The following is a 23,008-nucleotide window of genomic DNA, read 5'->3' as shown; positions in this document are numbered from 1 at the left end:
CGCCCTCACACCAGATAGCCGCGCATGCGGGCTTCGATGATGCGCGGGTTCTCGCCGTTGCCGATGCCGACCAGCGCGTCGACGATCATCTCGCGCTCGGCCGAGATGCGCCCGATGTGCGCCATGAGCTTCTTGGCAAACGGCAGGAAAACCAGGTTGGCAAAGCCCACACCGTAGATGGTGGCGACAAAGGCCACGGCAATGCCGGCGCCCAGCCGCGAGGGCTCGGAGAGGTTTTCCATGACGTGGATCAGGCCCAGCACGGCCCCCAGAATGCCGATGGTCGGCGAATAACCACCGGCCGCTTCCCACACGCGGGCGCCGAGTTTCATCTGGGCTTCGGAGGCGTCGATCTCGACGTTCATCAGCTCGCGCAGGCGCTGCGGATCCACGCCATCGACCAGAAACTGCAGGCCACGCCGCAAAAACGGATCGTCCTGTTGTTCGATACGCGGCTCCAGGGCCAGCAGGCCGTCACGTCGGGCGATGGTGCCCCATTGCGTGACCAGCCCGATGAGCTCTTCACCACGCTCGGGCGGCGGCACGAAGACCCAGCGGGTCATGCGCGCACCCTCGACAAAGACCTTGAACGGGCTCTGCAGCATCACGGCGCCGAGCGTACCGCCGATGACGATGAGCAAGGCCGTGGGTTGGAACAGGGAGGCAACATGACCGCCTTCCAGCACCTGCCCGACGACAATCGCGGCAATACCGAGAACGAGGCCGAACAGGCTGATGCGATCCATCGGCTAGCCGCTCAGACCTTGGCGCGCGGCGGACGACCGCGCCGCTTGGCCGACAACGGGGCTGCCCCGTCGGAGAAGACGTGTGCGCGCAGGCGGGCCACGGCCTGGCTGTGCAACTGACACACGCGTGATTCGGTGACGCCCAGCACTTCGCCGATTTCGCGCAGGTTGAGTTCTTCCTCGTAATACAGGCTCATCACCATCTGTTCGCGTTCGGGCAGGGCCTCAATGGCCTTGACCAGATTGCGGCGCAGATCGGCGTCTTCGAGCATGCCGAGCGGATTGGCGTCCTGATCGACGATGTGACGTTCGAGGAAGTCGTCATCCTCGCTGCCGCTGAAATCCTCGAAATACACCAGCTGGTGGCCGCGAGCGTCCTGCAGGATCTGCTGGTACTCGGGCAGCGGCACGCCGACTTCATCGGCCAGCTCGGTTTCGGACGGCGGGCGCCCGAGGCGTTGTTCCAGCGTCTGCACGGCAGATTCCACGCGGCGCATGTCGCGACGCAGGCTGCGCGGCATCCAGTCATCTTCGCGCAGGCCGTCGAGCATGGCGCCGCGGATACGCTGCGCGGCGTAGGTCTCGAACTGCGCACCAAGGCCGTCCTCGTAACGCGAGACGGCATCGAGCAGGCCGATCATGCCGTTCTGCATGACGTCGTCGAGCTGCACGCTGGCCGGCAGCTTCGCCATCAGGTGATAGGCGATGCGCTTGACCAGTGGTGCATACAGCTCAACCAGTTGTGCCTTGTCGGGGTTGCCTTCGGAGTCGTACATCCACAGAGCCCGGGTGTTGCGGGGCGCAACCCGCCCCTTGCCGACATTATGCACGCCGGAAGCACGGGTTTGACCGATGGGTGCAGCGACTTTTCGGGCAGTGGTCAGCATCGACGCTTCTTCCTCACAACGTCGCGCCGCGTGGCGGCGTGAGACGCGCCCCACTGAGCGATGCCAGGCGGCGCAGGAAAGCCGCCTCAGGTTCGCGCGGCGAAGATTCGACAACATCGGCCGTCAGCCCACCGGCCAGATCGTCGCGCTCGACTTCGCCAAGCCAGGCCAGCGGCACGCCAACGTGCTTGCGCACCAGCGCGTCGAGGCTGTCGAAGAAGGCATTGGCCTCGTTGCGCGAGCGTGCGCCGGACACCGCCACATGCAGCGAGCCGGCGCCGGCCGCAGCCAGTGCCTTGATGACCGAATAGGCTTCGATTGCACCGCTGCGGCTGGCCTCGGCCACCAGCAGGCGGCGCGGCGCGGCGAACACGAAGGGCGACGGGTCTGCCGCCTCCTCGCTGTCGGCGTGCACCAGCACGATGCCGGCGTAGCGATGCAGGCTGCGCAGCGCATCGATAAGTTGTGTGCGGCGTTCTTCGTCGAGCAGCGGCAAGGCCAGCGCGGCGGCACTGACCGGCACGCGGCCAACCAGCCCCGGCACGGACTGCACCAGCGAGGCGGCTTCGCACTGTCCGCCCAGCACGCCGAGCAGATCGCCGCCGTCGGCCACGCCCAGCGACGGCGCCAGCGAATGTTCGCCGCGCGCCTCATCCAGAATCAGCACGCGCTCGGCACGCGCCGCGAGACGGAAGGCCGTGCGCACTGCGGTAGTCGTACGCTCGCGGCCGGTGGTGTACAGCGCAACCACCGTGGGCGGTGCGCGTCGGAACAGCCGGCGCAGACCGGCTGCCTGATCTTCGTGGCTGTCGATCATGTCGGGCCTCCGCTCAAGCACCGGCACCAGCGGCAAACTTCAGCGCCGCCTCGTCGGCATCGAGTTTCCACGCCGCATCACGCACGCGGGCGTTGAGGCTGCGATGCAGCAGGTAGGCGCGGTTGGGCAGGTGCAGGTCTTCCGGCACGCGCTGACCGTTGGTGACGTAGAACACTTCCAGTCCATTGGAAATCGCGGCACCGACAGCCGGCGCCAGCGACACGGCCTCGTCGACCTTGGTCAGCACGCAGCCGGCCAGATCCGGGCCCTTCCAGGCGTCAATGACGTCATCAAGCGTTTCACCGCTGGCGGTGGCATTGAGCAGCAGCAGGCGGTGCACGTTGCCGGCGCCGGAGAGCATGGCGGCCTGCTTCATGACCATTTCGTCACGCTGGCTCATGCCGACCGTGTCGATCAGGATCATGTGCTTGCCGCGCAGCTCGGCAATGGTCTGGCGCAGGTCGGAGGCGTCACGCACCGGGAATACCGGCACGCCGAGAATGCGGCCGTAGATGCGCAGTTGCTCTTGCGCGCCGATGCGGTAACCGTCGGTGGTGATCAGTGCGATCTTGTCGGCGCCATGGCGCATCACGCAGCGCGCGGCGATCTTGGCGGTGGTGGTGGTCTTGCCCACACCGGTCGGGCCGACAAGGGCGAACACGCCACCACGATCGATCAGATCGGCGTCCGACGACATGGCGCGCAGATCGCGGCCAAGCGTGTTGCGCACGACCGTGCGGGCCTCGTCGGCGCTGTGTGCTTCATCAACGGATTCGACCAGCTTGCGCGCCAGACGCGTGGGGAAACCGGCGTCGAGCAATTCGCCCAGCACTTCGGCCGCACCCGGTGCATTGCGACGCGTGTCGCCCCAGGCAAAGGCCGCGAGCTGGCGTTCGATCATGCCGCGAATGCCGCCCAGCTCCGACATCAAACGGGCATTGGCGTCCTGCAGTTCGGTAATGCGCGGGTCGGCAACCTGTGGGCGTGCCTTCTCGCCAAGATGGCGTGAAACCGTTTCGGCCACCGGCGCGACATCTTGCGGCAGCACCGGCTCGATGCGTTCTGCAACGGCCGCGGGGCGTTCGACCACCGGCGCCGGGCGAGCCGGAGCCGGTCGCGGCGCTGGCGCTGGCGCCGGCGCCACATCCTCATAGCCACGCTTGCGGATGATGTAGTCGGGCGTTTCCATGCGCGGCGGATCGAAAGCGCGAATCTGCTGCGCGGGCTTTGCAGCCGGCTGCGGGCGCGCGGCACCGAGGCTCACGCGGCAATCCTCGTCTTCGTGCTCGGACACCGGCGTGACCGGCGCGGGCTCGCGGCGCGGCGGGGTCGACACGGCGCCAACCTCGTCGGCCGGCAGGGCCAGGATTTCAACGCCGCCTTCAACGGCGCGATTCGACAGCACGATGGCGTCGGCGCCCAGTTCGGCCTTGAGGGCACGCAGGGCCTCACGGGCAGTGGCGGCAAAGTAGCGCTTGACGTTCATACCGGTTCTCCAGACTTTCCGCGCCTGTAGCGCAGCATGAGTCCATTATTCCTGCGCCCCCCGCCGTGGCGAGGGTGGAATAAACGGGGTTGTTCCCGCTTATTCCCCTCTTCAGAACCGCACTCAGGCAGCGCCGCCGACCATGGCGGTGACACGCACGGTGCGCGATTCGGGCACTTCGGTATTGGCCACGACCTTGAGCGAGGGCACGGCGCGACGCAGGAAGCGCGACAACAGCAGACGCAGTTGCGGCGGCACCAGCAGCACCGGCGGCACACCGGCGTCTTCCATGCGCTGTGCGGCTTCCGCCGTCTGGCGCAGCATGTTGTCGGCCAGCCCCGGCTCGATCGCCCCGCCATCACCGCCGCTGGCGCCCATGGCCTGCGACAGGATGCGTTCCAGCGTCGGTTCGAGGGCGATGACCTGCACCTCTTCGTTGCCCGGGAACAGGCTCTGCACGATGGCGCGGCCCAGGGTTTCGCGGATGCGGGCCACGAGTTCGACCGGCTCCTGCGTGCGCGGCGCGTTCTCGGCCAGCACCTCGATGATGCTGCGCATGTCGCGGATATTGACGCCCTCTTCCAGCAAGGCCTGCAGCACACGCTGCACCACCGACAGGGCCAGCTGGCCCGGCACCAGGTCTTCGACCAGCTTGGGCGCGTCTTTGGCGATGTGATCAATGAGCTGCTGCGTTTCCTGCCGGCCGAGCAGTTCGGCGGCGTGATTGAGGATCAGGTGGTTGAGGTGGGTGGCCACCACCGTACCGGCGTCGACCACGGTATAGCCCAGCGCATGGGCCTGCTCACGCTGCGCCGGCTCGATCCAGAAAGCCGGCAGGTCGAAGGCCGGATCGCGCGTCTCGCGCCCCTGCAGCGGGCCGGACACGCGGCCCGGATTGATCGCCAGATACTGACCCGGCCAGGCTTCGCCGGCGCCGATCTCGACGCCCTTGAGCGCGATGCGATAGGCGTTGGGCTTGAGTTCGAGATTGTCGCGGATGTGCACCGAGGCAGGCAGGAAGCCCACGTCCTGCGCGAACTTCTTGCGCAGGCCGCGGATGCGCTTGAGCAGCTCCCCGTCCTGCGCCTTGTCGACCAGCGGGATCAGGCGGTAGCCCACCTCCAGGCCCAGCACGTCCACCGGTTGCACGTCGGCCCAGCTCGCTTCGAGATTCTCCGGTGTGGCGGCGGCCTGCGCGGCGGGCGCCTTCGCGGCTTCGGCCTCGGCCTCGACAGCGCGTTCGTTGATCTTGCGCCGCTGCCACGCCAGCGCGAACAGGCCGCCGGCGATCAGGATGAAGACCAGGTTCGGCATGCCGGGGATGAGGCCCAGCACACCGATGATGCCGCCGGTGAGGATCAGCACCTGCGGGTTGGAGAAGACCTGCGTGATGACCATGTCGCCGACGTTGGACTCGTCACCCACGCGCGACACGACCAGACCGGCGGCCACCGAAATGACCAGCGCCGGAATCTGCGCTACCAGACCGTCACCGATGGTCAGCAGCGTGTAGGTTTCGACCGCCGTACCCATGGCCATGTTGTGCTGCACGGTACCGACGATCAGGCCGCCGATGATGTTGATCAGCAGGATCAGGATGCCGGCGATGGCGTCGCCGCGCACGAACTTGGAGGCACCGTCCATGGCGCCGAAGAAGTCGGACTCCTGCGACACTTCCTTGCGGCGGCGCTTGGCTTCGTTCTCGTCGATCAGGCCGGCGTTGAGGTCGGCGTCGATCGCCATCTGCTTGCCGGGCATCGCATCCAGCGTGAAGCGCGCGCTGACTTCCGCAATACGCCCCGCGCCCTTGGTGATGACGATGAAGTTGATCAGCACGAGGATGCCGAACACCACCAGACCGATGGCGGTGTTGCCGCCGACCAGGAAGTAGCCGAAAGCCTCGATGACCTTGCCTGCTGCGTCCGGCCCGGTGTGACCTTCGAGCAGCACGATGCGGGTGGAGGCCACGTTGAGCGCCAGACGCAGCAGCGTGGTGACCAGCAGCACCGTCGGAAACACCGAAAATTCCAGCGGCTTGCGCGTGTACATCGCCACCAGCAGCACCATCACCGCCACCGCGATGTTGAAGGTGAAGAACAGGTCGAGGATGAAGGCCGGCAGCGGCAACACCATCATCGACAGGATCATGATGATGAAGATCGGCGCCCCGAGCAGGCGCATGTTCTCCGGCCGCATCAAGGCGCGCAGGTTCAGCGTTTCATTCATTCAGAAGCCTCGTTTCGCCAATGCATTGCTTGCTCATTCGACCGCACCCGGATCCATGTTTTCCGGCACAGCCAGCTTGTTCGGCGCCGCCGGCTTGCGCCCGCCACGCGACAGCCACGCGTTGAGTTGATAGACATAAGCCATGACTTCCGCCACGGCGGTATAGAGCTGTGCCGGCACCGCCTCGCCCAGCTCGCAATGCGCGTGCAGGGCACGTGCCAGCGGCGGCGCTTCGAGCAGCGGCACATCGTGCTCGGCGGCGATCTCGCGAATCTTCAGCGCCACGTCGCCGCGGCCCTTGGCGACGACGACCGGCGCGCCCATCTTGTTGCTGTCGTACTTCAGCGCGACCGAGAAGTGCGTCGGGTTGGTCACCACCACGTCGGCCTTGGGCACCTCGGACATCATGCGGCGGCGCGCCATCTCGCGCTGCAGCATGCGAATGCGTGCCTTGACGTGCGGATCGCCCTCCTGCTCCTTGTTCTCGCGCTTCACTTCCTCGCGCGTCATGCGCAGCTTGCGGTGGTACTGGTAGAGCTGGAACGGCACATCAATCAGCGCAATGATGGCCAGCCCGAGCACGATGATCAGCGACGCGAACAGCAGCGTCTGGAAGAACTCCGGCAGCGCATATTCCAGCGGTTGCATCATCAGCGAAAACACGTGGTCCCATTCGCGCCACACCGCAAACACGGCCAGCACGCCAATGACCACGGCCTTGAGCACCGACTTGATCAGCTCGACCAGGCCATGCACCGAGAACATCCGGCCCAGCCCCTTGAGCGGGTTCATGCGTTCCGGCTTGAGCGCCAGCACCTTGGTCGAGAACACGAAGCCGCCGAGCGTGATCGGGGCCGCCAGCGCCGCGATCACCAGCACGCCGAACAAGGGCAGCATGGTCAGCAGCACGTCGCTGAAAATGGTGTGAAAGGTGTCGAGCATCAACGCGGTGTCGAACACCGCCTCGCGCTCGAAGCTGAAGCCATGGCGCAGCGTGTCGGTGATGCGTCGGCTCACCCAGCTCCCCATCAGCCACAGACTGGCCACGCCGGCGATGAGCACGAAGAACGTCGACAGCTCCCGCGATTGCGGGACCTGGCCTTCCTCACGGGCTTGCTCTATTCGCCGTGGGGTTGGTTGTTCTGTTTTCTCGAGATCGCTTTCTTCGGCCATTGCCGCTCCACCTCAGGCCGTGCCGCAAAACTGCGGACGAACGGCCACGTGCGGCAATTATCGGGAGGAGGCGGCAAGATTTGCCGGTGGATAAAGACGGGGTTTCTACCCCAATTCGGCCCTTCGGCCGGAGCGCACTGCGCGCAGATCAGCGCGTGGGACGCAGTTTGCTGGCGCCGCCGATGACGTCGCCAGGGCCGATGCCGCGTTGCGCGAACCAGCCCTTGTTCATTTCCAGCGCGTAGCGCGCAGGCTTGGCGGCACAGTGATTGGTTTCGGTCTGCGGGGCCATGTCCTCGATGTTGAGGATCTTCCCATCGGTGTCCAGAAAGGCCACCGACAGCGGAATGAGCGTGTTGCGCATCCACATGCAGTGCGTGGCGTCGAACTCGAACACGAACACCATGCCGCGGTTCTCGCCCATGGACTCACGATGCATCAGCCCGGTCTCGCGGTGTTTCGGGGTATTGGCCATTTCCGCAGTGATGCGGTACATGCCGGCGGTGAGCTGCACCACCGGCATTTGCTGCGCAAAAGCCGCCGGAACGAACAACATGAAAGACAGCAGGAGCAGGCAGCGGCGAAAATTCATCGTCAATCCGGTCGTGGAAGAAACAGCGCAGATTCTAACGCGAGCGCCGCACACGCGGACCAGGCTGCGGCAGCGCGGCCGCGACTTCCTCGCGCCATTGTCCCGGCGCCAGCCCGTCCAGCGACCACGGCCCGATGGCCGTGCGCACCAAGCGCAGCGTGGGAAAGCCGACCTTGGCCGTCATGCGCCGCACCTGCCGGTTCTTGCCCTCGCGCAGCACGATCTCGATCCAGCTCGTCGGGATGTTCTTGCGGAACCGCACGGGCGGATCGCGCGGCCACAGCCAGTCGGGCTCTGCCACCTGCCGCGCCTCGCAGGCTTGCGTGCGGAAGTCACCCAGATCCAGTCCGCCGGCGCGCAAGGCCGCCAGCGCGGCCTCGTCGGGCTCGCCCTCGACCTGCACAAGATAGGTTTTCGGCTGCTTGTTGCGCGGATCGGTGATGCGGTGCTGCAGCGCGCCGTCATCGGTCAGCACCAGCAAGCCCTCGGAATCGGTATCGAGCCGCCCGGCTGCATACACGCCCGGCACGGCAATGAAGTCCTTCAGCGTGGGCTTGTCGCCTTCCGGCGAGAACTGGCAGATCACGCCGTGGGGCTTGTTGAAGAGGAGGATGCGCGCCATTCAGCGCCCGTCGGGATCAGACGCTTCGGGCGGCACCGGCGCCTCGATGTCTTCCACCACGATGGCCAGCGCATTGGTGGAGATCAACACCTCGGCCAGTGACATCAGCAGCGACACCGTCAGCGCCAGCAGACTCGCGCCAAACAGCAGCTTGCCGGCAAAGGCCTCGCCCACATACAGCCCGAACATCGACAGCGCGCACAGCAGAAAGCTCAGCACGGCAAAGCCCTGCATGTACTTGATCAGGACGATGCGATGCTTCAGGCCAGGAATCTGGCGCTGCACGATGGGCGCATGCGGATCCCGCGAGGCATGCAGTTGACGGATCACCTGCGCGAGCGTCAGGAAACGGTTGGTATAGGCCAGCAACAGCAAGGAAATCGCGGGAAACAGCAGGGCTGGTGTGGAGATATCCATGATGTATCCGGGTCAATTGGCGGAGGCGGTGAGATTCGAACTCACGAGGGGCGCAAACCCCTGCCGGTTTTCAAGACCGGTGCATTCAACCACTCTGCCACACCTCCGTAAGACCCATGCGGGCCTGCGGCCCGTGCCGGTTTTGGCTTCGCCAGCGCTGGCGCGCCAAGACCGGTGCATTCAACCACTCTGCCACACGTCCATCTAAACCCGTGCGGATCATTGATCCGCGGCGGAGTATACCGTTCCGCCTCGCTCTGCGTCAGGCCATGCGTTCAAACAATGCGATGGATTCGACGTGCGAGGTCTGCGGGAACAGGTTGGCGATACCGGCGCCGCGCAGCGCGTAGCCCTTCTCGCGCACCAGCACCGCGGCGTCGCGCGCCAGGGTCGCGGGGTTGCAGGAGACGTAGACGATGCGACGCGGCGCGGCCTCGCCGAGCGCCTTGACGATGGCGATGGCACCATCGCGCGGCGGATCGATCAACATGCGGTCGAAATGGCCCAGCGCGGCGAAGCTGTCAGGCGTGACCTCGAACAGGTTGGCAGCGTGGAACTCGCTGTTGGCGGCAAGGCCGTTGGCGCGGGCGTTTTCGGCGGCACGTGCGACCAGCGCATCGCTGCCCTCGATACCGACCACGCGTGCGCCGCTGCGGGCAATCGGCAGGCTGAAGTTGCCCAGCCCGCAGAACAGGTCGGCGATGCGCTCGCCCGGCTGCGGATCGAGCAGCTGCAGGGCGCGTCGCATCAGCAACTGGTTGGTCAGCACATTCACCTGCGTGAAGTCGGTCGGACGGAAATGCAGCTTCACGTCGAACTCCGGCAGGCTGTAGGACAGCCCCGGCGCCTCTTTCGGGTGCAGTCTGCGGATGCTGTCAGGCCCCTTGGGCTGCAGCCAGACCTGAACGGCGTGGGCCTCGGAGAACGCAACAAGACGCCTGATATCTGCGGCGGTGAGGGCTTCGAGATGACGGAACACCAGCACCGTGACATCGTCATCGCCCATAGCCAGCTCGATCTGCGGAATACGGTCGGGAATCGACAGACCGCCGATCAGATCACGCAGCGAGGGTAGCAGGGCCGAGACATGCGGCGGCAGCACCTCGCAGCTCGTCATGTCGATCAGGTGGCTGCTGCTGCGCTCACGAAAACCCACCCGCATGCCGCCCTTGCTCGGCACCAGCCGCGCACCGATGCGAGCGCGGAAGCGGTAACCCCAACTCGGGCCGTGGATGGCGGCATAGATGGTTTCGGCGCGCACCTTGCCGACGTGCCACAGCGCGTCTTCGAGCACCCGCTGCTTGACCGCGGCCTGCGCGGTGGCGTCCAGGTGCTGCATGGAACAGCCGCCACAGGTGCCGAAGTACGGGCAGCGCGGCGTCACGCGCAAGGCGCTGGGCGTGATCACGCGCACCAGCTCGCCCAGCTCGTAGCTCGGCCGCGCACGCACCACCGCGTACTCGACTTCCTCACCCGGCAGCGCCCCCTCGATGAAGACGGCCTTGCCGTCGACGTGGGTGACGCCGCGGCCTTCGTGGTCGAGTGATTCGATGGTGGCGACGGGCATGGGCAGTTCCACGGAAAAGTCCGGCATTTTAACGGTGCAGGACCTCGCGCGTCGAAGCAATCGGCGATAATCCCGGCCATGAAAAGCGAACTCCTTGGCGGCATCACGCCGCAGCAATTCCTGGCCGAGTACTGGCAGAAGAAGCCCCTGTTGATCCGTCAGGCCATTCCGGGCTTCACCGGCGTGGTCGAGCTGGAAGAACTGTTCGAGCTGGCCGGTGACGAGGACGTCGAATCGCGCCTGATCCGGCACGACGCCAGCAAAGGCTGGCAAGTCTCGCGCGGCCCGCAAAAGGCGTCCGCGCTGAAAGGCCGCAAGCAGCCGTGGACGGTATTGGTGCAGGGCCTGAACCTGTGGGTGCGCGAGGCCGACGAGTTGCTGCATCGCTTTGACTTCATCCCGCAGGCGCGGCTCGACGACCTGATGGTGAGCTACGCCACCGACGGCGGCGGCATCGGTGCGCATTTCGACAGCTACGACGTGTTCCTGCTGCAGGGCTTCGGCCAGCGACGCTGGCGCATCGGCGACCAGACCGAGCACACGCTGGTGGAAGGTGCGCCGCTCAAGCTCATCGCCGATTTCCGCCCCACCGAGGAATGGGTGCTGGAGCCGGGTGACATGCTGTATCTGCCGCCGCGCTACGCGCACGAAGGCACGGCCATCGGCGAATGCACGACCTACTCCATCGGTTTCCGGGCGCCGCAGGCACGCGAGCTGGGATCGGGTTTTCTCGGCTGGCTGGCCGAGCGCGTCGATCTGCCGGGCATGTATACCGACCCCGACCTCGCATTGCAGGACAACTCGGCCGAAATCGGCGACCTCATGGTCGATCGCGTCACTGACATGCTCAACGCCATCCGCTGGAACCGCGACGATGTGGCCGCCTTTCTGGGCGACTACCTGAGCGAGCCCAAGGCTTCGGTGTTCTTCCTGCCGCCGGACGAGCCGCTGACGCGCAAGCGTTTTGCCGCTGCGATGGCACAGCACGGCTTCATGCTCGACCCCGGTACATTGCTGCTGCTCCGCGGCGGGCGCTTTCATCTGAACGGGGAGCAGCTGGAGATCGGTGCAACGGATACCGCCCTGCTCGCCGACCTCGCCCACGCCCGCCGTCTTGCGCCCAGTACCGGGCTGTCGGATGGCCTGTTCGAACTGCTCTACCGCCTGTACTGCGACGGCCTCGGCGCACCTGATATCCCCGACGAGGATTAAGGCCCACCAAAACAAACGGCGCCCCGCAGGGCGCCGTTTTTCATTGCACCAGCCTCGCTCAGCGCAGCTGTTCCTGCAGCAGCGTAAGGATGTTGCGTGCGATGTTGCCGGACTCGACACCACCTTCGCGCGACAGCACGGTAACGCGGGATGTGGCGCTGTCGCCTTCGACCAGGATGCGGTACTCGGAACCCGCCTTGGCCGGCTTGTCCTTGCCGAAGCTGAACATGCGGCTGAAGAAGCCCTTCTCGTTGGCCTTCTTGTTGCGCGCTTCTTCATCCGGATCGATGTAGCGCACGAAGTACAGGCCCTGCGAGCGGTCACGGTCTTCCACCGTGAAGCCGACGCGATCCAGCGCCAGACCGACGCGACGCCAGGCGCGGTCGAAGGACTCGTCCAGCCCCAGCCCCATACGACCGTCGGGCAGGCCCAGCGTGGCACGCGGCGCAGCCGGCTCGGCCTGCAATTCGGCAGCAACGCGGGTTTCCTCCGCACCCATATAGACCATCAGGCGACGCAGCATTTCGACTTCGAGCTCGGGATCAGGCTCGCGCGGCTGCCACACAGTGCTGTCCTGGTTGGTGTTGGAATACACCTCTTCGGCACCGCGGTGGCTGATGAAGATTTCGACCGTGCCTTCTTGCTGCCCTTTCTCCAGACGGGTGCGGAACTTGTCGCGCGTGCCGGTGGAGAACAGGCTGTCGAAGATGCTGCCGAGGAAGCGACGCACGAAGTCCTGCGGAATCTGTGCGCGGTCTTCCGCCCAGTCGGTTTCCATGATGCCGATGCTGGGCTGGTCGAGGGTAAGAATGAAGCCCAGCTCGCCCCAGAAATCGCGGATCTGCGGCCACAGGTCGTCCGCGTTGCCGCGGATCACCAGCCAGCGCTCGGAACCCGCACGCTCGATGCGCATGTTGTCGATCGGCGCCAGCACCTCATCGGAACCCTTGACGGCGGCCGCTTCGCGATCACCCTGATAGGCCGAATAGGTGGCGATGCCGCGCGGCGACACGTCGGGCACCGCATAGCGGTCATCGCGCGACGGGGCGGTGAGATCGGGCGGTACTTCAAGCGTGTTGCCCACCGGGCGTGCGCTCTTGTAGTCGATCTTCTTGCCTTCGAGGAGACCGCTGCTGGTGGAAGAGCATGCGACCAGCGTAACTGCCAGCGCCGCAATCGATACCGAGCCGAGAAACTTTGCGTTCATGAGCCTGAGGATTCCTCGCGTGTCAGAGCTTGATGCTGGCGCGGCGCAGGGATTCGCGCACACGCTCGTGGAAGGCTTCGGAAAGCGGCGTAAGCGGGAGACGGATACCGCCCTCGATCAGCCCCATCTGCTGCACGGCCCACTTTACCGGGATCGGATTGGCCTCGCAGAACAGGTTACGGTGCAACCACAACAATTTCCTGTTGATGTCACGCGCCGTCACGGCGTCACCGGCCAGACCGGCGACGCACATCTCGTGCATCAGGCGCGGCGCGACGTTGGCCGTCACCGAGATCGCGCCATGGCCGCCCAGCAGCATGAAGGCTGCGGTGGTCATGTCGTCGCCGGTGTACAGCGCGAAATCCGCGGGGGCACGCTCGATCAGGTCGCAGGCGCGGTCGATGCTGCCGGTCGCATCCTTGATGCCGATGATGTTCGGGATTTCAGCCAGGCGCAGCGTAGTGTCGTTGGCCATGTCGGCCACCGTGCGGCCGGGCACGTTGTACAGCACCATCGGCAGCGCAACCTTCTCGGCGATGCTGCGGAAATGGCGGTACAGGCCTTCCTGCGTCGGCTTGTTGTAGTACGGCACGACCGACAGATGGGCATGCGCGCCGACCTTCTCGGCGAACTGCGCCAGCTCGATGGCCTCGGCGGTGGAGTTCGCGCCGGTCCCGGCAATGACCGGAATGCGGCCGGCGGCGTGCTCGACAGCGACGCGAATCAGTTCGCAATGCTCGTCCATGTCCACCGTCGGCGACTCGCCCGAGGTGCCGACGATGACGATGCCGTCCGTGCCCTCCGCGATATGCCAATCGACGAGGGAACGCAGCCGCTCGAAATCGAGGCGACCGTCCTCGTGCATGGGAGTGACGATGGCGACCAGGGAACCGGTAATCATGGGGCGGGCGGGCAGGCGTGGATCAAGTGGGCGATTCTACCTGAAGCGGCCGGCACGGCCAGCCCCGGCTGAGTACTTTTCAACGCTTGGGACACGCGACCGGACGCCACCACGTCAAAGATCGGCCAGCGCCCGCACATGGGCCACCGCCGCCCGCCCCAGCGCGGAGAGCGCATAGCCACCTTCGAGCATGGACACGATGCGCCCGCCGCACTGCTGCCTGGCAAAGCGCCGCAACTCGGTGGTGACCCAGGCGTAGTCGTCCTCGACCAGTCCGCAGGAGGCCATGTCGTCCTCGTAATGCGCGTCAAAACCGGCCGAGATGAAGATCATCTCGGGGGCGAAGGCCTGCAGCGCAGGCAGCCAGCGGGTAGTCACCACCTCGCGGAAGTCCGCAGCGCGCAGGCCGGCTTTGACCGGCACATTGGCCCAGTGCGCCGGCACGTTGTCGGTGCCGCTGTACGGGTAGAACGGGTGCTGGAAGATGCTCGCCATCATGGCGCGCGGCTCATCGCGCAGGATGTCTTCGGTGCCGTTGCCGTGATGCACGTCGAAGTCCACCACCGCCACGCGCTGCAGGCCGTGCGCTTCAAGCGCATGCAACGCGGCGATGGCAACGTTGTTGAGCAGGCAGAAGCCCATCGCGCTGGCGCGACCGGCATGGTGACCGGGTGGGCGCACGGCGCAGAAGGCATTGTCGGCCCGACCCGACACCACCAGATCGGTCGCCAGCACACCGGCGCCGGCCGCGTGCAAGGCGGCATCCAGGGTGTGCGGATTCATCGCGGTGTCGGGGTCGAGATGGTGCGTGCCGTGCTCGGGCACGCTGTCGCGCAGGCGCTGCAGGTAGGCCGGATCGTGGGCTCGCAGAATCTGCTCGTCGGCGGCCCGCGGGGCATCGTGAAAATCGAGATAGGCCTCAATACCGGAGGCGATCAGCCGGTCGTTGATGGCGCCAAGCCGGGCCGGACATTCCGGATGATGCGCGCCCATGTCGTGCAGCGAGCAGTCCGCGTGGGTGATGAAAGCCGTCGCCATGCGCGCCGCTCCTGAACCGTTTGAGACCTGTGGTGGTCTATTATCGCGCCATGCCATCGCCCAGCCAAACTCCCGCCGAGAGCATCCGCAGACTGCTCACCGCCGCCAACGAGATCATTCTTGGCAAACCGCAACCGCTGCGTCTGACGCTGGCCTGCATCATCGCCCGCGGCCACCTGCTGATAGAAGATCAGCCCGGCGTCGGCAAAACCACGCTGGCACATGTCTTTGCGCGACTCATCGGCCTGCACTTCCAGCGCGTGCAGTTCACCAGCGACCTGCTGCCGGCCGACATCACCGGCGTGTCGATCTTCGACCGCGAGGCCGGCGCCTTCCGTTTCCATCCGGGGCCGCTGTTCGCCCAGCTCATTCTTGCCGACGAAATCAACCGCGCCACGCCAAAAACGCAAAGCGCCCTGCTCGAAGCCATGGAAGAACATCAGGTCACGGCCGACGGCGAAACGCATCCGCTGCCCGACCCCTTCTTCGTCATCGCCACGCAGAACCCGACGACGCAGATCGGCACCTTTCCGCTGCCGGAAAGCCAGCTCGACCGATTCCTGATGCGCATTCACCTTGGCTTTCCGGGGCGCGACGCCGAACGCGCGCTGCTGATGGGCGAAGACCGCCGCGACCTGCTCGAACGCACGCCACCCGTCATTACGCCCGACGAGCTGCTCGCACTGCAACGCGCCACCCGCAACATCAACGTCGCGCCACGCCTGATCGACTACGTACAGTCGCTGCTCGCCGCCACACGCAACGACGCCGAACTGACCGGCGGACTGAGCCCGCGCGCCGGCCTCGGCCTGCTCTCCGCCGCGCGTGCCTGGGCACTGATCCAGGAACGTGACCACGTGCTGCCCGAAGACGTGCAGGCGGTGTTTCCGCACGTTGCCGGACATCGCCTGCACCTCGCCAGCGACGGCCGCAGCGCGCCACCTGCGGTGATTGCGCGCATCGTGGCGTCCGTTGCCGTGGACGGATGAACTTCGTCGACCGCCTCGAACGCATTCCCGACCGCGCCGCGGTCTGGCTCGGCCGTCGCGGCCCGCACAGCCTGCCGCTGAAGCTGACGCAAGGCCGCATCTACGTGCTCCCCTCCGGCGCCGGACTGGCCTTTGGCGTAGCGCTGGTCGTGATGCTGATCGGCGCCATCAATTACAACCTGAGCCTGGGCTACGGGCTGGTCTTCCTGCTCGTTGGCGCCGGCCTTTCAGCCACCGTGCAGGCCTTTCGCAATCTGCTCGGCCTGAATATCGCACGCATCCGCATCGATCCCGTCTTCGCGGGTGAGGCGGCAAGACTTCAGATTCTCATCGAGAACCCTTCAAGCCTTCGCCGCCCTGCGCTGCGAATGCGCTGCGGTACCGCTGAAACACTCGCCACGCTTGAAGCCGCCACGTCCGCCGACATCGAACTAGCGCTGCCCACGACGCAACGCGGCTGGATGCCCGTCGAAGCCATCCGCGTCGGCACCACCTGGCCGCTGGGCCTGGTGCGGGCCTGGAGCAGGATCCGTCCCGACCTCAACTGTCTGGTGTATCCCGCTCCTGAAAGCGACCCGCCACCGCTGCCGCAGGGCGACAGTCCGGAAGCAAACGGCCGCGTAACACCCCGCAGCGGCGACGACGATTTTGCCGGGCTGCGACCGCACCGCATCACCGACTCGCCCGGCCACGTCGCATGGAAAGCCGCCGCCTCGGGTGGCCCTTTGCTGACCAAGGAGTTTTCCGCCCAGCAAGGCAACAGTCTGTTGCTCGACTGGAACGCCCTGCACTGGCTCGACGACGAAGCCCGCGCCGCACGTCTCACCGCCTGGGCGCTCGCAGCCGAAAACCGTGGCCTGCGCTACGCCCTGCGCACTCCCGAAGGTCTGCTTGAGGCCGCGAACGGCGCTCCGCACCTGCGCACTTGCCTGGCCCGTCTGGCACTCGCGCGAAGCCGTCATGAACACGCCTGACACGCGCCCCGCTACGCTGTGGGCGCTGGCCACAGCCACCATCACCCTGGGCCCGCACATGCTGTATCTGCCGGCATGGGTGTCCGCCTGCTGCGTCACCCTGCTCGGATGGCATGCCGTGCGCCACCGCAGCTCGGCCCCAACCGCCGGGCGCCTGCTGCGCCTGTTCATCCTGCTGTTGGCCGCCGCCATCGCCGGCGGCATACGCCTGCATTTCGGCTACTTCCTCGGCAAAGATCCGGGCATCGCACTGCTCGCCGTGCTGCTGTGCATGAAGCTGCTCGAAGGGTCCTCCACCCGCGACCTGCGTGCGGCCATTCTGCTTGCGCTGTTCTTGCAGCTCGGCCTGTTCTTCAATGACCAGAGTCTGCCGGTAGCCGCGCTCGCGCTGAGTGGCGCACTCTGCGCCATCGCCACACTGACGGCCATCGAGGACCCTGCAGCGCGGCCGCTGCTTGCCCTGCGCAGCAGCGGCTTGTTAATGCTGCAGGCGCTGCCCTTCCTGCTCGTACTGTTCCTGCTCTTCCCGCGCCTGCCAGGGCCGCTGTGGGGCCTGCCGGCGGATGCGCACAGCGGCGTCACCGGGCTGTCGGACGAAATGCAGCCGGGCTCGATTTCGCAACTGATCGAGTCCAGCGAGATCGCCTTGCGCGTGGAGTTTTCGGGCGAACCGCCGCCTCCAGCGCAACGCTATTGGCGCGGTCCGGTACTGACTGATTTCGACGGGCGCACCTGGCGCGCGCGCAACGCGCCGCTGCTTGAAGCCCCGCCCTACACGCCGAGCGGGCCACGATACGACTACATTTCCATCATCGAACCACACCAGCGACGCTGGCTGCTCGCCATGGATTTCCCCGGTGAGGTGGATCGCCCTCGCACGCGTTACGCGGGCGACCTGCAACTGCTGTCGGATGCGCCACTCGGACAGCGCACCCGCGTTGCACTGAACGCCTGGCCTGAAACTCCAGTCGGGCTGAACGAATCACCATTTGTGTTGCGCCTGGCGACGCGCCTGCCGGAAGGCTCCAACCCCCGCACGCTTGCACTGGTCAAACGCCTCACCGACGGCGCCGACAGCCCGCGCGAAGCGCTCGATCGCGTATTCGCGCACCTGAAACAGGCCGGCCTTACCTACACCTTGTCACCTCCGCTGCTCGGTGACCAACCGGTAGATGAGTTCCTGTTCGACACCCGGCGCGGCTTCTGCGAACACTTCAGCTCGGCCTTTGCGGTAATGATGCGCGCCGCGGGCATCCCCGCGCGCGTTGTCACCGGCTATCAGGGCGGCGCCATCAACCGCTTCGACGGCAGTCTGGTGATACGCCAGTCGGAAGCCCACGCCTGGGTCGAGGTGTGGCTGCCGGACAGCGGCTGGTTGCGCGTCGACCCGACCGCGCTGACCGCACCGGACCGCATCGAGCGGGGCCTATCCGATGCGCTTCCCGCCGGCGAAGCACGACCGTTCATGATGCGCCCGGGCTTTGCCATCGACACGCTACGTAGCCTGCGCGACCGCTGGGAAGCCCTGTCCAATGCCTGGAACCGCAACGTCGTCGGCTTCGACCAGCAACACCAGCGCAACCTGCTGTCGCGCCTCGGGCTGGACAGTGCCGATCTGCGCACCCTGCTGCTGATGCTCGTCGGTACCGTCTCCCTGCTGCTCACCGGCTTGCTGGTGTGGGCGCTCCGACGCCGCCCGCAGGGCGACGCACTCGACCGTATGTGGCAGCGCTTCTGCACCCGCATGGCACGTCGCGGACTGGCCCGTTTGCCTTCCGAAGGCCCCATCGATTACGCTGAACGCATCGCTCGCGAAAGCCCGCAGAACGCAGCGCGCGTGCGCGCCATCGCACACACCTACGCACGTCTGCGCTACGGCGCGACACGTTCCGACACCGCCGCCCGCACACGTGAGCTGGGCCACCGCATCCGGGAGTTTTCTCCGCAATGAAGCAGCCGTTCCGCACCGCACTCGTCAGCGCACTGGCAGTTTTGCTGCCGCTGGGCGCCGCCGCCTCCTACGTCGACCACAATGAAGCGCGCGATTTCATGCGCGACATGCAAGAGCGCCACGGCTTCTCTGCCGCCGAACTGGAAGCGGTACTGGGCCAGGCCACCCGCATCGAACGCGTGATCGAACTGATCCGCCCACCATCCGAACCCGGCCAGCGCTCCTGGCAGCGCTACCGCTCACGCTTTCTGACCGACGACCGAATCCACCAAGGCGTGGGCTTCTGGCTTGCCTATCGCGACACCATCGAAGCCGCCAGCGCGCGCTACGGAGTGCCGCCCGAATTCATCGTGTCAATTCTTGGCATCGAGACCAACTACGGCGGCTACACCGGAAATTTCGAAACCGTCTCGGCACTCGCCACGCTGGCCTTTGACTACCAGCCCCGCGCGCCGCTGTTCCGACGCGAACTCGAAAACCTGCTGCTGCTCGCACGCGAGCAGAACCGCGACCCGCTCAGCTACTCCGGCTCCTACGCCGGCGCGCTGGGCTACCCGCAGTTCCTGCCCAGCAGCGTGCGTGCCTATGCCGTGGATTTCGACGGCGATGGCCGTATCGAATTCGATGCCAACCCGGTGGACGCCATCGGAAGCATCGCCAACTACTTCGCCATGCATGGCTGGCGCCCAGGCGAGCCAGTGGCGCAGCAGGTGCAACTACCGGCAAAGCTCGACCCGACACCACTGATCGCGGCCGGCATCGAGCCGGCCATCCCGACCAGCACTCTGCGTGCACAGGGCATCTCCGCTTCATCAGGTCATTTCGCGCCCGATCTGGCTACCCTGTTCGACCTGCCTACACCCAACGCAGACACCGAGTACTGGATCGGCTATCGCAACTTCTACGTCATCACCCGCTACAACCGCAGCAGCTTCTACGCGATGGCGGTGTATCAACTCGCACAGGCCGTGCGCGCGCAGATCGAAGCACTCTCACAAACTGCCGCGCGCTGACGCTCCCTGACGCCCACAGATCGCAATCCAAGCCTGAACGGGCTGGCTTGGTGGGCGTGCTATAATCGCCGCCTTGCACCAATCGCGTCGCCCTTGCTATTTGGGCGACACATCCCCGGGAAGCAGCGAACTCCCATCCGTATTCAGACACGGTTCGAGCCGCAATCCGCGGTTCGCCAACGGGTTTTGCCAGTCGCCACACGCGCAGGCCGGCCCGATTCGTCCGTCGCCAGACGCCACGGACAACATGAGGAAGCCATATGGCCAAGGAAGAACTGATTGAAATGCAAGGCTCCGTCACCGAAGTGCTGCCGGACGGCCGCTACCGTGTGACGCTGGAGAACGGGCACAACCTGATCGCCTACTCCGGCGGCAAGATGCGCAAGTTTCACATCCGCATCATCGCCGGCGACAACGTCTCGCTCGAAATGTCGCCCTACGACCTCTCCAAGGGGCGCATCACCTTCCGTCACTTGCCCGGTCGTCCCCCCGGCACGACCGGCGCACCGCCGCCCAAGCGCCGCCGCTGATTGCCCGCCCTCGGGCCCGCGCTGAGTCATCGCGCCGGGCCCAACGGCCGGAACACCACTGAAGACGGGCGAGAGAGGGGTCACTGCGCAACGCAGCCCCCTTCCCGCCACCCACTCAGCTTCTAGCGCTGACCGCGCCGTACCCGACGCTGGTCCTGCCCCTCGGCGCCCTGGCCGTTCTGATACGCGCTCTGCGCGGCGGCCATGGCTTCCAGTGCAAGCGCCACCCTGTGGTTGATCGTGCCTTTCGCCAGCACACCTTTGGTGTCCGGCTCTCCGGCTTCGAGTCCGGTGAGCAGCGTCATCGCGTCATCCACCGTCTCGATGGTGTGAACGTGGAAGTTGCCGCGGCGCACCGACTCGACGATGTCCTCGCGCAACATCAGGTGCCGCACGCTGGCCGCCGGAATCAGCACGCCTTGATCGCCCGTCAGTCCACGCATCGCGCACAGGTCGAAGAAGCCTTCGATCTTCTCGTTCACGCCGCCGATCACCTGGGCTTCGCCGAACTGGTTCACTGAGCCGGTGATCGCAAGGCTCTGTTTGAGCGGTACATCAGCCAGCGCTGACAACAGCGCGCACAGCTCAGCCATCGAGGCTGAATCGCCCTCGACCATGCCATAGCTCTGCTCGAACACCAGACTGGCCGACACCGACAAGGGGCGATTGCGCGCATATCGCGCCGCCAGGAAGGCCGTGAGGATCATCACGCCCTTGCTGTGGATGGCGCCACCGAGCTCGGTTTCGCGCTCGATGTCGACCACTTCACCGTCACCCAGGCGCGCCGTGGCAGTGATGCGCACTGGATGGCCGAAGTGCTCGCCACCCAGTTCCACCACCACCAGACCATTGACCTGCCCGGCACGCTGGCCGTCGGTCGAGATCAGCGTCGAGCCTTCAACGATGGATTCGATCACACGCTCGGCATAGCGGCCGAAGCGGCGCGCGCGCGCCGCGATGGCCCATTCGACATGCTCCCGCCCGGCCATCTCCAGCCCGGCTTCACGCGCATGGAAATCCGCCTCACGCATCAGATCGCCCACCCGCCGCGTGTATAGCGACAGCTTGGCCGCATCCTCGGCGTAGCGGGCGCCCTGCTCAATCAGGCGCGCCACGGCATCACGGCGGAACGGGATGAGCTTGGCGTTGCGGCCCAACATGGCCAGCAAATGCGCGTAGTACTTGACGTTCTGCGGCGTACGCGGCATCTCGTCGTCGAAATCGGCCGCCACCTTGAACAGCTCGGCAAAGTCGGAATCATGCTCGTTGAGCAGGTAGAACACCTCGCGGCTGCCGATCAGCACGACCTTGACCTTGCACGGCACGGGCTGGGGCTCCAGCGTGACCGGCGCGCTCCAGCCCTGCGCCTCAGCCGGCGGCTCGATGCGGATCTCGCCGCTGCGCAGCGCGCGCTTGAGTCCGTCCCAGGCATAGGGCTGGCCGAACAGACGCTCGGCGTCGAGGATCAGGTAACCGCCGTTGGCGCGATGCAAGGAACCGGCGCGGATCATCTGGAAGTTCGACACCTGGTTGCCCATGTGCACGAGGTGCTCGATACGCCCGATCAGGTTGCCGAAGCCGGGGTTGTCCTCATACACGATGGGCGCGCCGGTGGTCTCGGCGTTGTCGACCACCAGCTTGACCAGATAGCGCTGGAAACGTCCGGTGTTGTCCTCGCCCTCGTCTTCCTCGTCGAGCGCACTGCCCCAGTCGATACCGCTGTCGAGCAGATCCTTCTGCACCGCGTCGAGAAATTCCTGGACCGCGTCGATGTCCTTGAAGCGCTCGCGCAGATCACGCGACAGATGCGCAAAGGTCGGCGCCAGCGCGTCGCGCTCGGCACGGCAGATGGATTCACGCAGCGCCTTGCGCCAGCCCGGAAACTCCTCGAGCAGGTCAGCCAGCCGGTCGCTCCAGTCACCCACCTTTTCCTCGATGACATCGCGCTCGGCTTCGGGCAAGGCCTCGAAATCCTCGGGCGACATGGTCTCGCCGTCCTTGGTGGGGGCAAAGACGAAGCCTTCGGGCGTCTTGAGCAGCGACAGATTGTCGGCCGCGCAGCCTTCGCCAAGCTTCTGCAGGGCTTCTTCCTCGCGTTCCTTGTGCGCGTCCTGCAAGGCCTCAATGCGGTCCTCGTGCGTTTCACCGTCGAGCGCGGCATCAATCGCCGGCGCCAGGTCGCGCACGAAGCTCTGCATGTCGTTACGCAACTGCGTACCCCAGCCCGGCGGCAGTGACAGCAGGCGCGGACGCTGCGGATCCTCGAAGTTGTAGACGTAGCAGAGGTCCAGCGGCACCTCGCCTTTCGCCGCCAGCTCGGCCAGCAGCCGATTGACGATGGCGTGGCGTCCGGTGCCGGACTCGCCGAGCACATAGACGTTGTACCCGGGGTGCTGCATGGCCAGACCGAAGCGCAGCGCCTCATCGGCGCGCGCCTGCTCCAGACCGTCGGGCAGGTCGGCCAGCTCGGCCGTAGTTTCGAATTCCAGGGATTCAGGCTCGCAGCGGGTGCGCAGGCGTTCCGCAAGAAGGCGGGTATGCGTCATTCGTTCCATTCCTTGTCATGTCGCCCTGCACACGTGCCGGCCGCGATGCGGCACGTCGGGGCTACAATGTGCATTGTTGCATGACACGCCCGGCGGCAGCGACGATCCGCCTGC

At 65.9% G+C, this 23,008-nt stretch carries 20 protein-coding genes and 1 tRNA gene; 6 read left to right on the top strand and 15 right to left on the bottom strand.

What is annotated here, in order from left to right:
* Nucleotides 1-5 precede the first annotated feature (5 nt).
* The 11 genes from AC6H0R_RS10715 to rlmD all read right to left on the bottom strand — a co-directional run bounded on the left by AC6H0R_RS10715 (nt 6) and on the right by rlmD (nt 10,533).
* The gene (locus AC6H0R_RS10715; RefSeq protein WP_497581361.1) at nt 6-746 is read right to left on the bottom strand and encodes a flagellar motor protein; all 741 of its coding nucleotides are present in this window, start codon (nt 744-746) and stop codon (nt 6-8) included.
* An 11-nt stretch (nt 747-757) separates the two neighbouring features.
* A complete protein-coding gene (locus AC6H0R_RS10710) occupies nt 758-1,522 on the bottom strand; it encodes an RNA polymerase sigma factor FliA (protein WP_497581556.1) in 765 nt (254 codons plus the stop codon).
* 124 nt (nt 1,523-1,646) lie between these two features.
* Complete coding sequence (locus AC6H0R_RS10705; protein WP_497581360.1) at nt 1,647-2,450, bottom strand: MinD/ParA family ATP-binding protein; 804 nt, start codon at nt 2,448-2,450, stop codon at nt 1,647-1,649.
* Between the two features lie 13 nt (nt 2,451-2,463).
* Complete coding sequence (gene flhF, locus AC6H0R_RS10700; RefSeq protein ID WP_497581359.1) at nt 2,464-3,936, bottom strand: flagellar biosynthesis GTPase FlhF; 1,473 nt, start codon at nt 3,934-3,936, stop codon at nt 2,464-2,466.
* A gap of 123 nt (nt 3,937-4,059) precedes the next feature.
* On the bottom strand, nt 4,060-6,162 hold the full coding sequence (gene flhA / locus AC6H0R_RS10695) for a flagellar biosynthesis protein FlhA (protein WP_497581358.1): 2,103 nt from the start codon (nt 6,160-6,162) through the stop codon (nt 4,060-4,062).
* 33 nt (nt 6,163-6,195) lie between these two features.
* Complete coding sequence (flhB, locus tag AC6H0R_RS10690; protein WP_497581357.1) at nt 6,196-7,335, bottom strand: flagellar biosynthesis protein FlhB; 1,140 nt, start codon at nt 7,333-7,335, stop codon at nt 6,196-6,198.
* 148 nt (nt 7,336-7,483) lie between these two features.
* The gene (locus AC6H0R_RS10685; protein ID WP_497581356.1) at nt 7,484-7,927 is read right to left on the bottom strand and encodes a DUF192 domain-containing protein; all 444 of its coding nucleotides are present in this window, start codon (nt 7,925-7,927) and stop codon (nt 7,484-7,486) included.
* Nucleotides 7,928-7,961: 34 nt separating this feature from the next.
* Entirely contained in the window at nt 7,962-8,549 is a 588-nt protein-coding gene (locus AC6H0R_RS10680) for a pseudouridine synthase (protein ID WP_497581355.1), read from the bottom strand.
* Nucleotides 8,550-8,966, bottom strand: coding sequence for a DUF2721 domain-containing protein (locus AC6H0R_RS10675; protein WP_497581354.1), 417 nt, complete (start codon nt 8,964-8,966; stop codon nt 8,550-8,552).
* Between the two features lie 17 nt (nt 8,967-8,983).
* A tRNA-Ser gene (locus AC6H0R_RS10670) sits at nt 8,984-9,073 on the bottom strand.
* Between the two features lie 155 nt (nt 9,074-9,228).
* The gene (rlmD, locus tag AC6H0R_RS10665; protein ID WP_497581353.1) at nt 9,229-10,533 is read right to left on the bottom strand and encodes a 23S rRNA (uracil(1939)-C(5))-methyltransferase RlmD; all 1,305 of its coding nucleotides are present in this window, start codon (nt 10,531-10,533) and stop codon (nt 9,229-9,231) included.
* A 78-nt stretch (nt 10,534-10,611) separates the two neighbouring features.
* On the opposite strand from rlmD, the gene AC6H0R_RS10660 reads away from it, so the two are divergent.
* A complete protein-coding gene (locus tag AC6H0R_RS10660) occupies nt 10,612-11,745 on the top strand; it encodes a JmjC domain-containing protein (protein WP_497581352.1) in 1,134 nt (377 codons plus the stop codon).
* Nucleotides 11,746-11,803: 58 nt separating this feature from the next.
* On the opposite strand, the gene bamC is transcribed toward AC6H0R_RS10660, so the two are convergent.
* From bamC to AC6H0R_RS10645, 3 genes are all read right to left on the bottom strand, one after another.
* Entirely contained in the window at nt 11,804-12,952 is a 1,149-nt protein-coding gene (gene bamC, locus AC6H0R_RS10655) for an NlpB/DapX family lipoprotein (RefSeq protein WP_497581351.1), read from the bottom strand.
* Nucleotides 12,953-12,974: 22 nt separating this feature from the next.
* Nucleotides 12,975-13,853 carry a 4-hydroxy-tetrahydrodipicolinate synthase gene (gene dapA / locus AC6H0R_RS10650; protein ID WP_497581350.1) on the bottom strand — a complete coding sequence of 293 codons (879 nt, stop codon included), beginning with the start codon at nt 13,851-13,853 and terminating at the stop codon, nt 12,975-12,977.
* A gap of 114 nt (nt 13,854-13,967) precedes the next feature.
* Nucleotides 13,968-14,891, bottom strand: coding sequence for a histone deacetylase family protein (locus AC6H0R_RS10645; protein ID WP_497581349.1), 924 nt, complete (start codon nt 14,889-14,891; stop codon nt 13,968-13,970).
* 50 nt (nt 14,892-14,941) lie between these two features.
* Between AC6H0R_RS10645 and AC6H0R_RS10640 the strand changes: the two genes are divergently transcribed.
* The 5 genes from AC6H0R_RS10640 to infA all read left to right on the top strand — a co-directional run bounded on the left by AC6H0R_RS10640 (nt 14,942) and on the right by infA (nt 20,348).
* A complete protein-coding gene (locus tag AC6H0R_RS10640) occupies nt 14,942-15,880 on the top strand; it encodes an AAA family ATPase (protein ID WP_497581348.1) in 939 nt (312 codons plus the stop codon).
* On the top strand, nt 15,877-16,854 hold the full coding sequence (locus AC6H0R_RS10635) for a DUF58 domain-containing protein (protein ID WP_497581347.1): 978 nt from the start codon (nt 15,877-15,879) through the stop codon (nt 16,852-16,854). The genes AC6H0R_RS10640 and AC6H0R_RS10635 overlap by 4 nt, the downstream gene beginning before the upstream one ends.
* Complete coding sequence (locus AC6H0R_RS10630; protein ID WP_497581346.1) at nt 16,841-18,805, top strand: transglutaminase TgpA family protein; 1,965 nt, start codon at nt 16,841-16,843, stop codon at nt 18,803-18,805. The genes AC6H0R_RS10635 and AC6H0R_RS10630 overlap by 14 nt, the downstream gene beginning before the upstream one ends.
* Entirely contained in the window at nt 18,802-19,818 is a 1,017-nt protein-coding gene (gene mltB, locus AC6H0R_RS10625) for a lytic murein transglycosylase B (RefSeq protein WP_497581345.1), read from the top strand. The genes AC6H0R_RS10630 and mltB overlap by 4 nt, the downstream gene beginning before the upstream one ends.
* 260 nt (nt 19,819-20,078) lie before the next feature.
* Nucleotides 20,079-20,348 carry a translation initiation factor IF-1 gene (gene infA, locus AC6H0R_RS10620; RefSeq protein ID WP_497581344.1) on the top strand — a complete coding sequence of 90 codons (270 nt, stop codon included), beginning with the start codon at nt 20,079-20,081 and terminating at the stop codon, nt 20,346-20,348.
* 122 nt (nt 20,349-20,470) lie between these two features.
* Here the strand turns inward: infA and AC6H0R_RS10615 are convergent, their stop codons facing one another.
* Nucleotides 20,471-22,894, bottom strand: coding sequence for a Lon protease family protein (locus AC6H0R_RS10615; protein ID WP_497581343.1), 2,424 nt, complete (start codon nt 22,892-22,894; stop codon nt 20,471-20,473).
* Nucleotides 22,895-23,008 lie beyond the last annotated feature (114 nt).

Source organism: Pseudazoarcus sp. NS36 (assembly GCF_059703705.1).
The sequence above is the reverse complement of the archived record's forward strand: the minus strand, read 5'-3'. Positions and strand labels throughout refer to the sequence as shown.

What these genes read in the sequence shown, in the direction of transcription:
- AC6H0R_RS10630 (WP_497581346.1), top strand. Translation starts at nt 16,841, where the DNA reads ATGAACACGCCTGACACGCGCCCCGCTACGCTGTGGGCGCTGGCCACA.
- bamC (WP_497581351.1), bottom strand. Translation starts at nt 12,952, where the DNA reads ATGAACGCAAAGTTTCTCGGCTCGGTATCGATTGCGGCGCTGGCAGTT.
- AC6H0R_RS10645 (WP_497581349.1), bottom strand. Translation starts at nt 14,891, where the DNA reads ATGGCGACGGCTTTCATCACCCACGCGGACTGCTCGCTGCACGACATG.
- AC6H0R_RS10660 (WP_497581352.1), top strand. Translation starts at nt 10,612, where the DNA reads ATGAAAAGCGAACTCCTTGGCGGCATCACGCCGCAGCAATTCCTGGCC.
- mltB (WP_497581345.1), top strand. Translation starts at nt 18,802, where the DNA reads ATGAAGCAGCCGTTCCGCACCGCACTCGTCAGCGCACTGGCAGTTTTG.
- flhF (WP_497581359.1), bottom strand. Translation starts at nt 3,936, where the DNA reads ATGAACGTCAAGCGCTACTTTGCCGCCACTGCCCGTGAGGCCCTGCGT.
- AC6H0R_RS10710 (WP_497581556.1), bottom strand. Translation starts at nt 1,522, where the DNA reads ATGTACGACTCCGAAGGCAACCCCGACAAGGCACAACTGGTTGAGCTG.
- AC6H0R_RS10680 (WP_497581355.1), bottom strand. Translation starts at nt 8,549, where the DNA reads ATGGCGCGCATCCTCCTCTTCAACAAGCCCCACGGCGTGATCTGCCAG.
- AC6H0R_RS10715 (WP_497581361.1), bottom strand. Translation starts at nt 746, where the DNA reads ATGGATCGCATCAGCCTGTTCGGCCTCGTTCTCGGTATTGCCGCGATT.
- dapA (WP_497581350.1), bottom strand. Translation starts at nt 13,853, where the DNA reads ATGATTACCGGTTCCCTGGTCGCCATCGTCACTCCCATGCACGAGGAC.
- infA (WP_497581344.1), top strand. Translation starts at nt 20,079, where the DNA reads ATGGCCAAGGAAGAACTGATTGAAATGCAAGGCTCCGTCACCGAAGTG.
- AC6H0R_RS10635 (WP_497581347.1), top strand. Translation starts at nt 15,877, where the DNA reads ATGAACTTCGTCGACCGCCTCGAACGCATTCCCGACCGCGCCGCGGTC.
- AC6H0R_RS10685 (WP_497581356.1), bottom strand. Translation starts at nt 7,927, where the DNA reads ATGAATTTTCGCCGCTGCCTGCTCCTGCTGTCTTTCATGTTGTTCGTT.
- AC6H0R_RS10615 (WP_497581343.1), bottom strand. Translation starts at nt 22,894, where the DNA reads ATGACGCATACCCGCCTTCTTGCGGAACGCCTGCGCACCCGCTGCGAG.
- flhA (WP_497581358.1), bottom strand. Translation starts at nt 6,162, where the DNA reads ATGAATGAAACGCTGAACCTGCGCGCCTTGATGCGGCCGGAGAACATG.
- flhB (WP_497581357.1), bottom strand. Translation starts at nt 7,335, where the DNA reads ATGGCCGAAGAAAGCGATCTCGAGAAAACAGAACAACCAACCCCACGG.
- rlmD (WP_497581353.1), bottom strand. Translation starts at nt 10,533, where the DNA reads ATGCCCGTCGCCACCATCGAATCACTCGACCACGAAGGCCGCGGCGTC.
- AC6H0R_RS10705 (WP_497581360.1), bottom strand. Translation starts at nt 2,450, where the DNA reads ATGATCGACAGCCACGAAGATCAGGCAGCCGGTCTGCGCCGGCTGTTC.
- AC6H0R_RS10640 (WP_497581348.1), top strand. Translation starts at nt 14,942, where the DNA reads ATGCCATCGCCCAGCCAAACTCCCGCCGAGAGCATCCGCAGACTGCTC.
- AC6H0R_RS10675 (WP_497581354.1), bottom strand. Translation starts at nt 8,966, where the DNA reads ATGGATATCTCCACACCAGCCCTGCTGTTTCCCGCGATTTCCTTGCTG.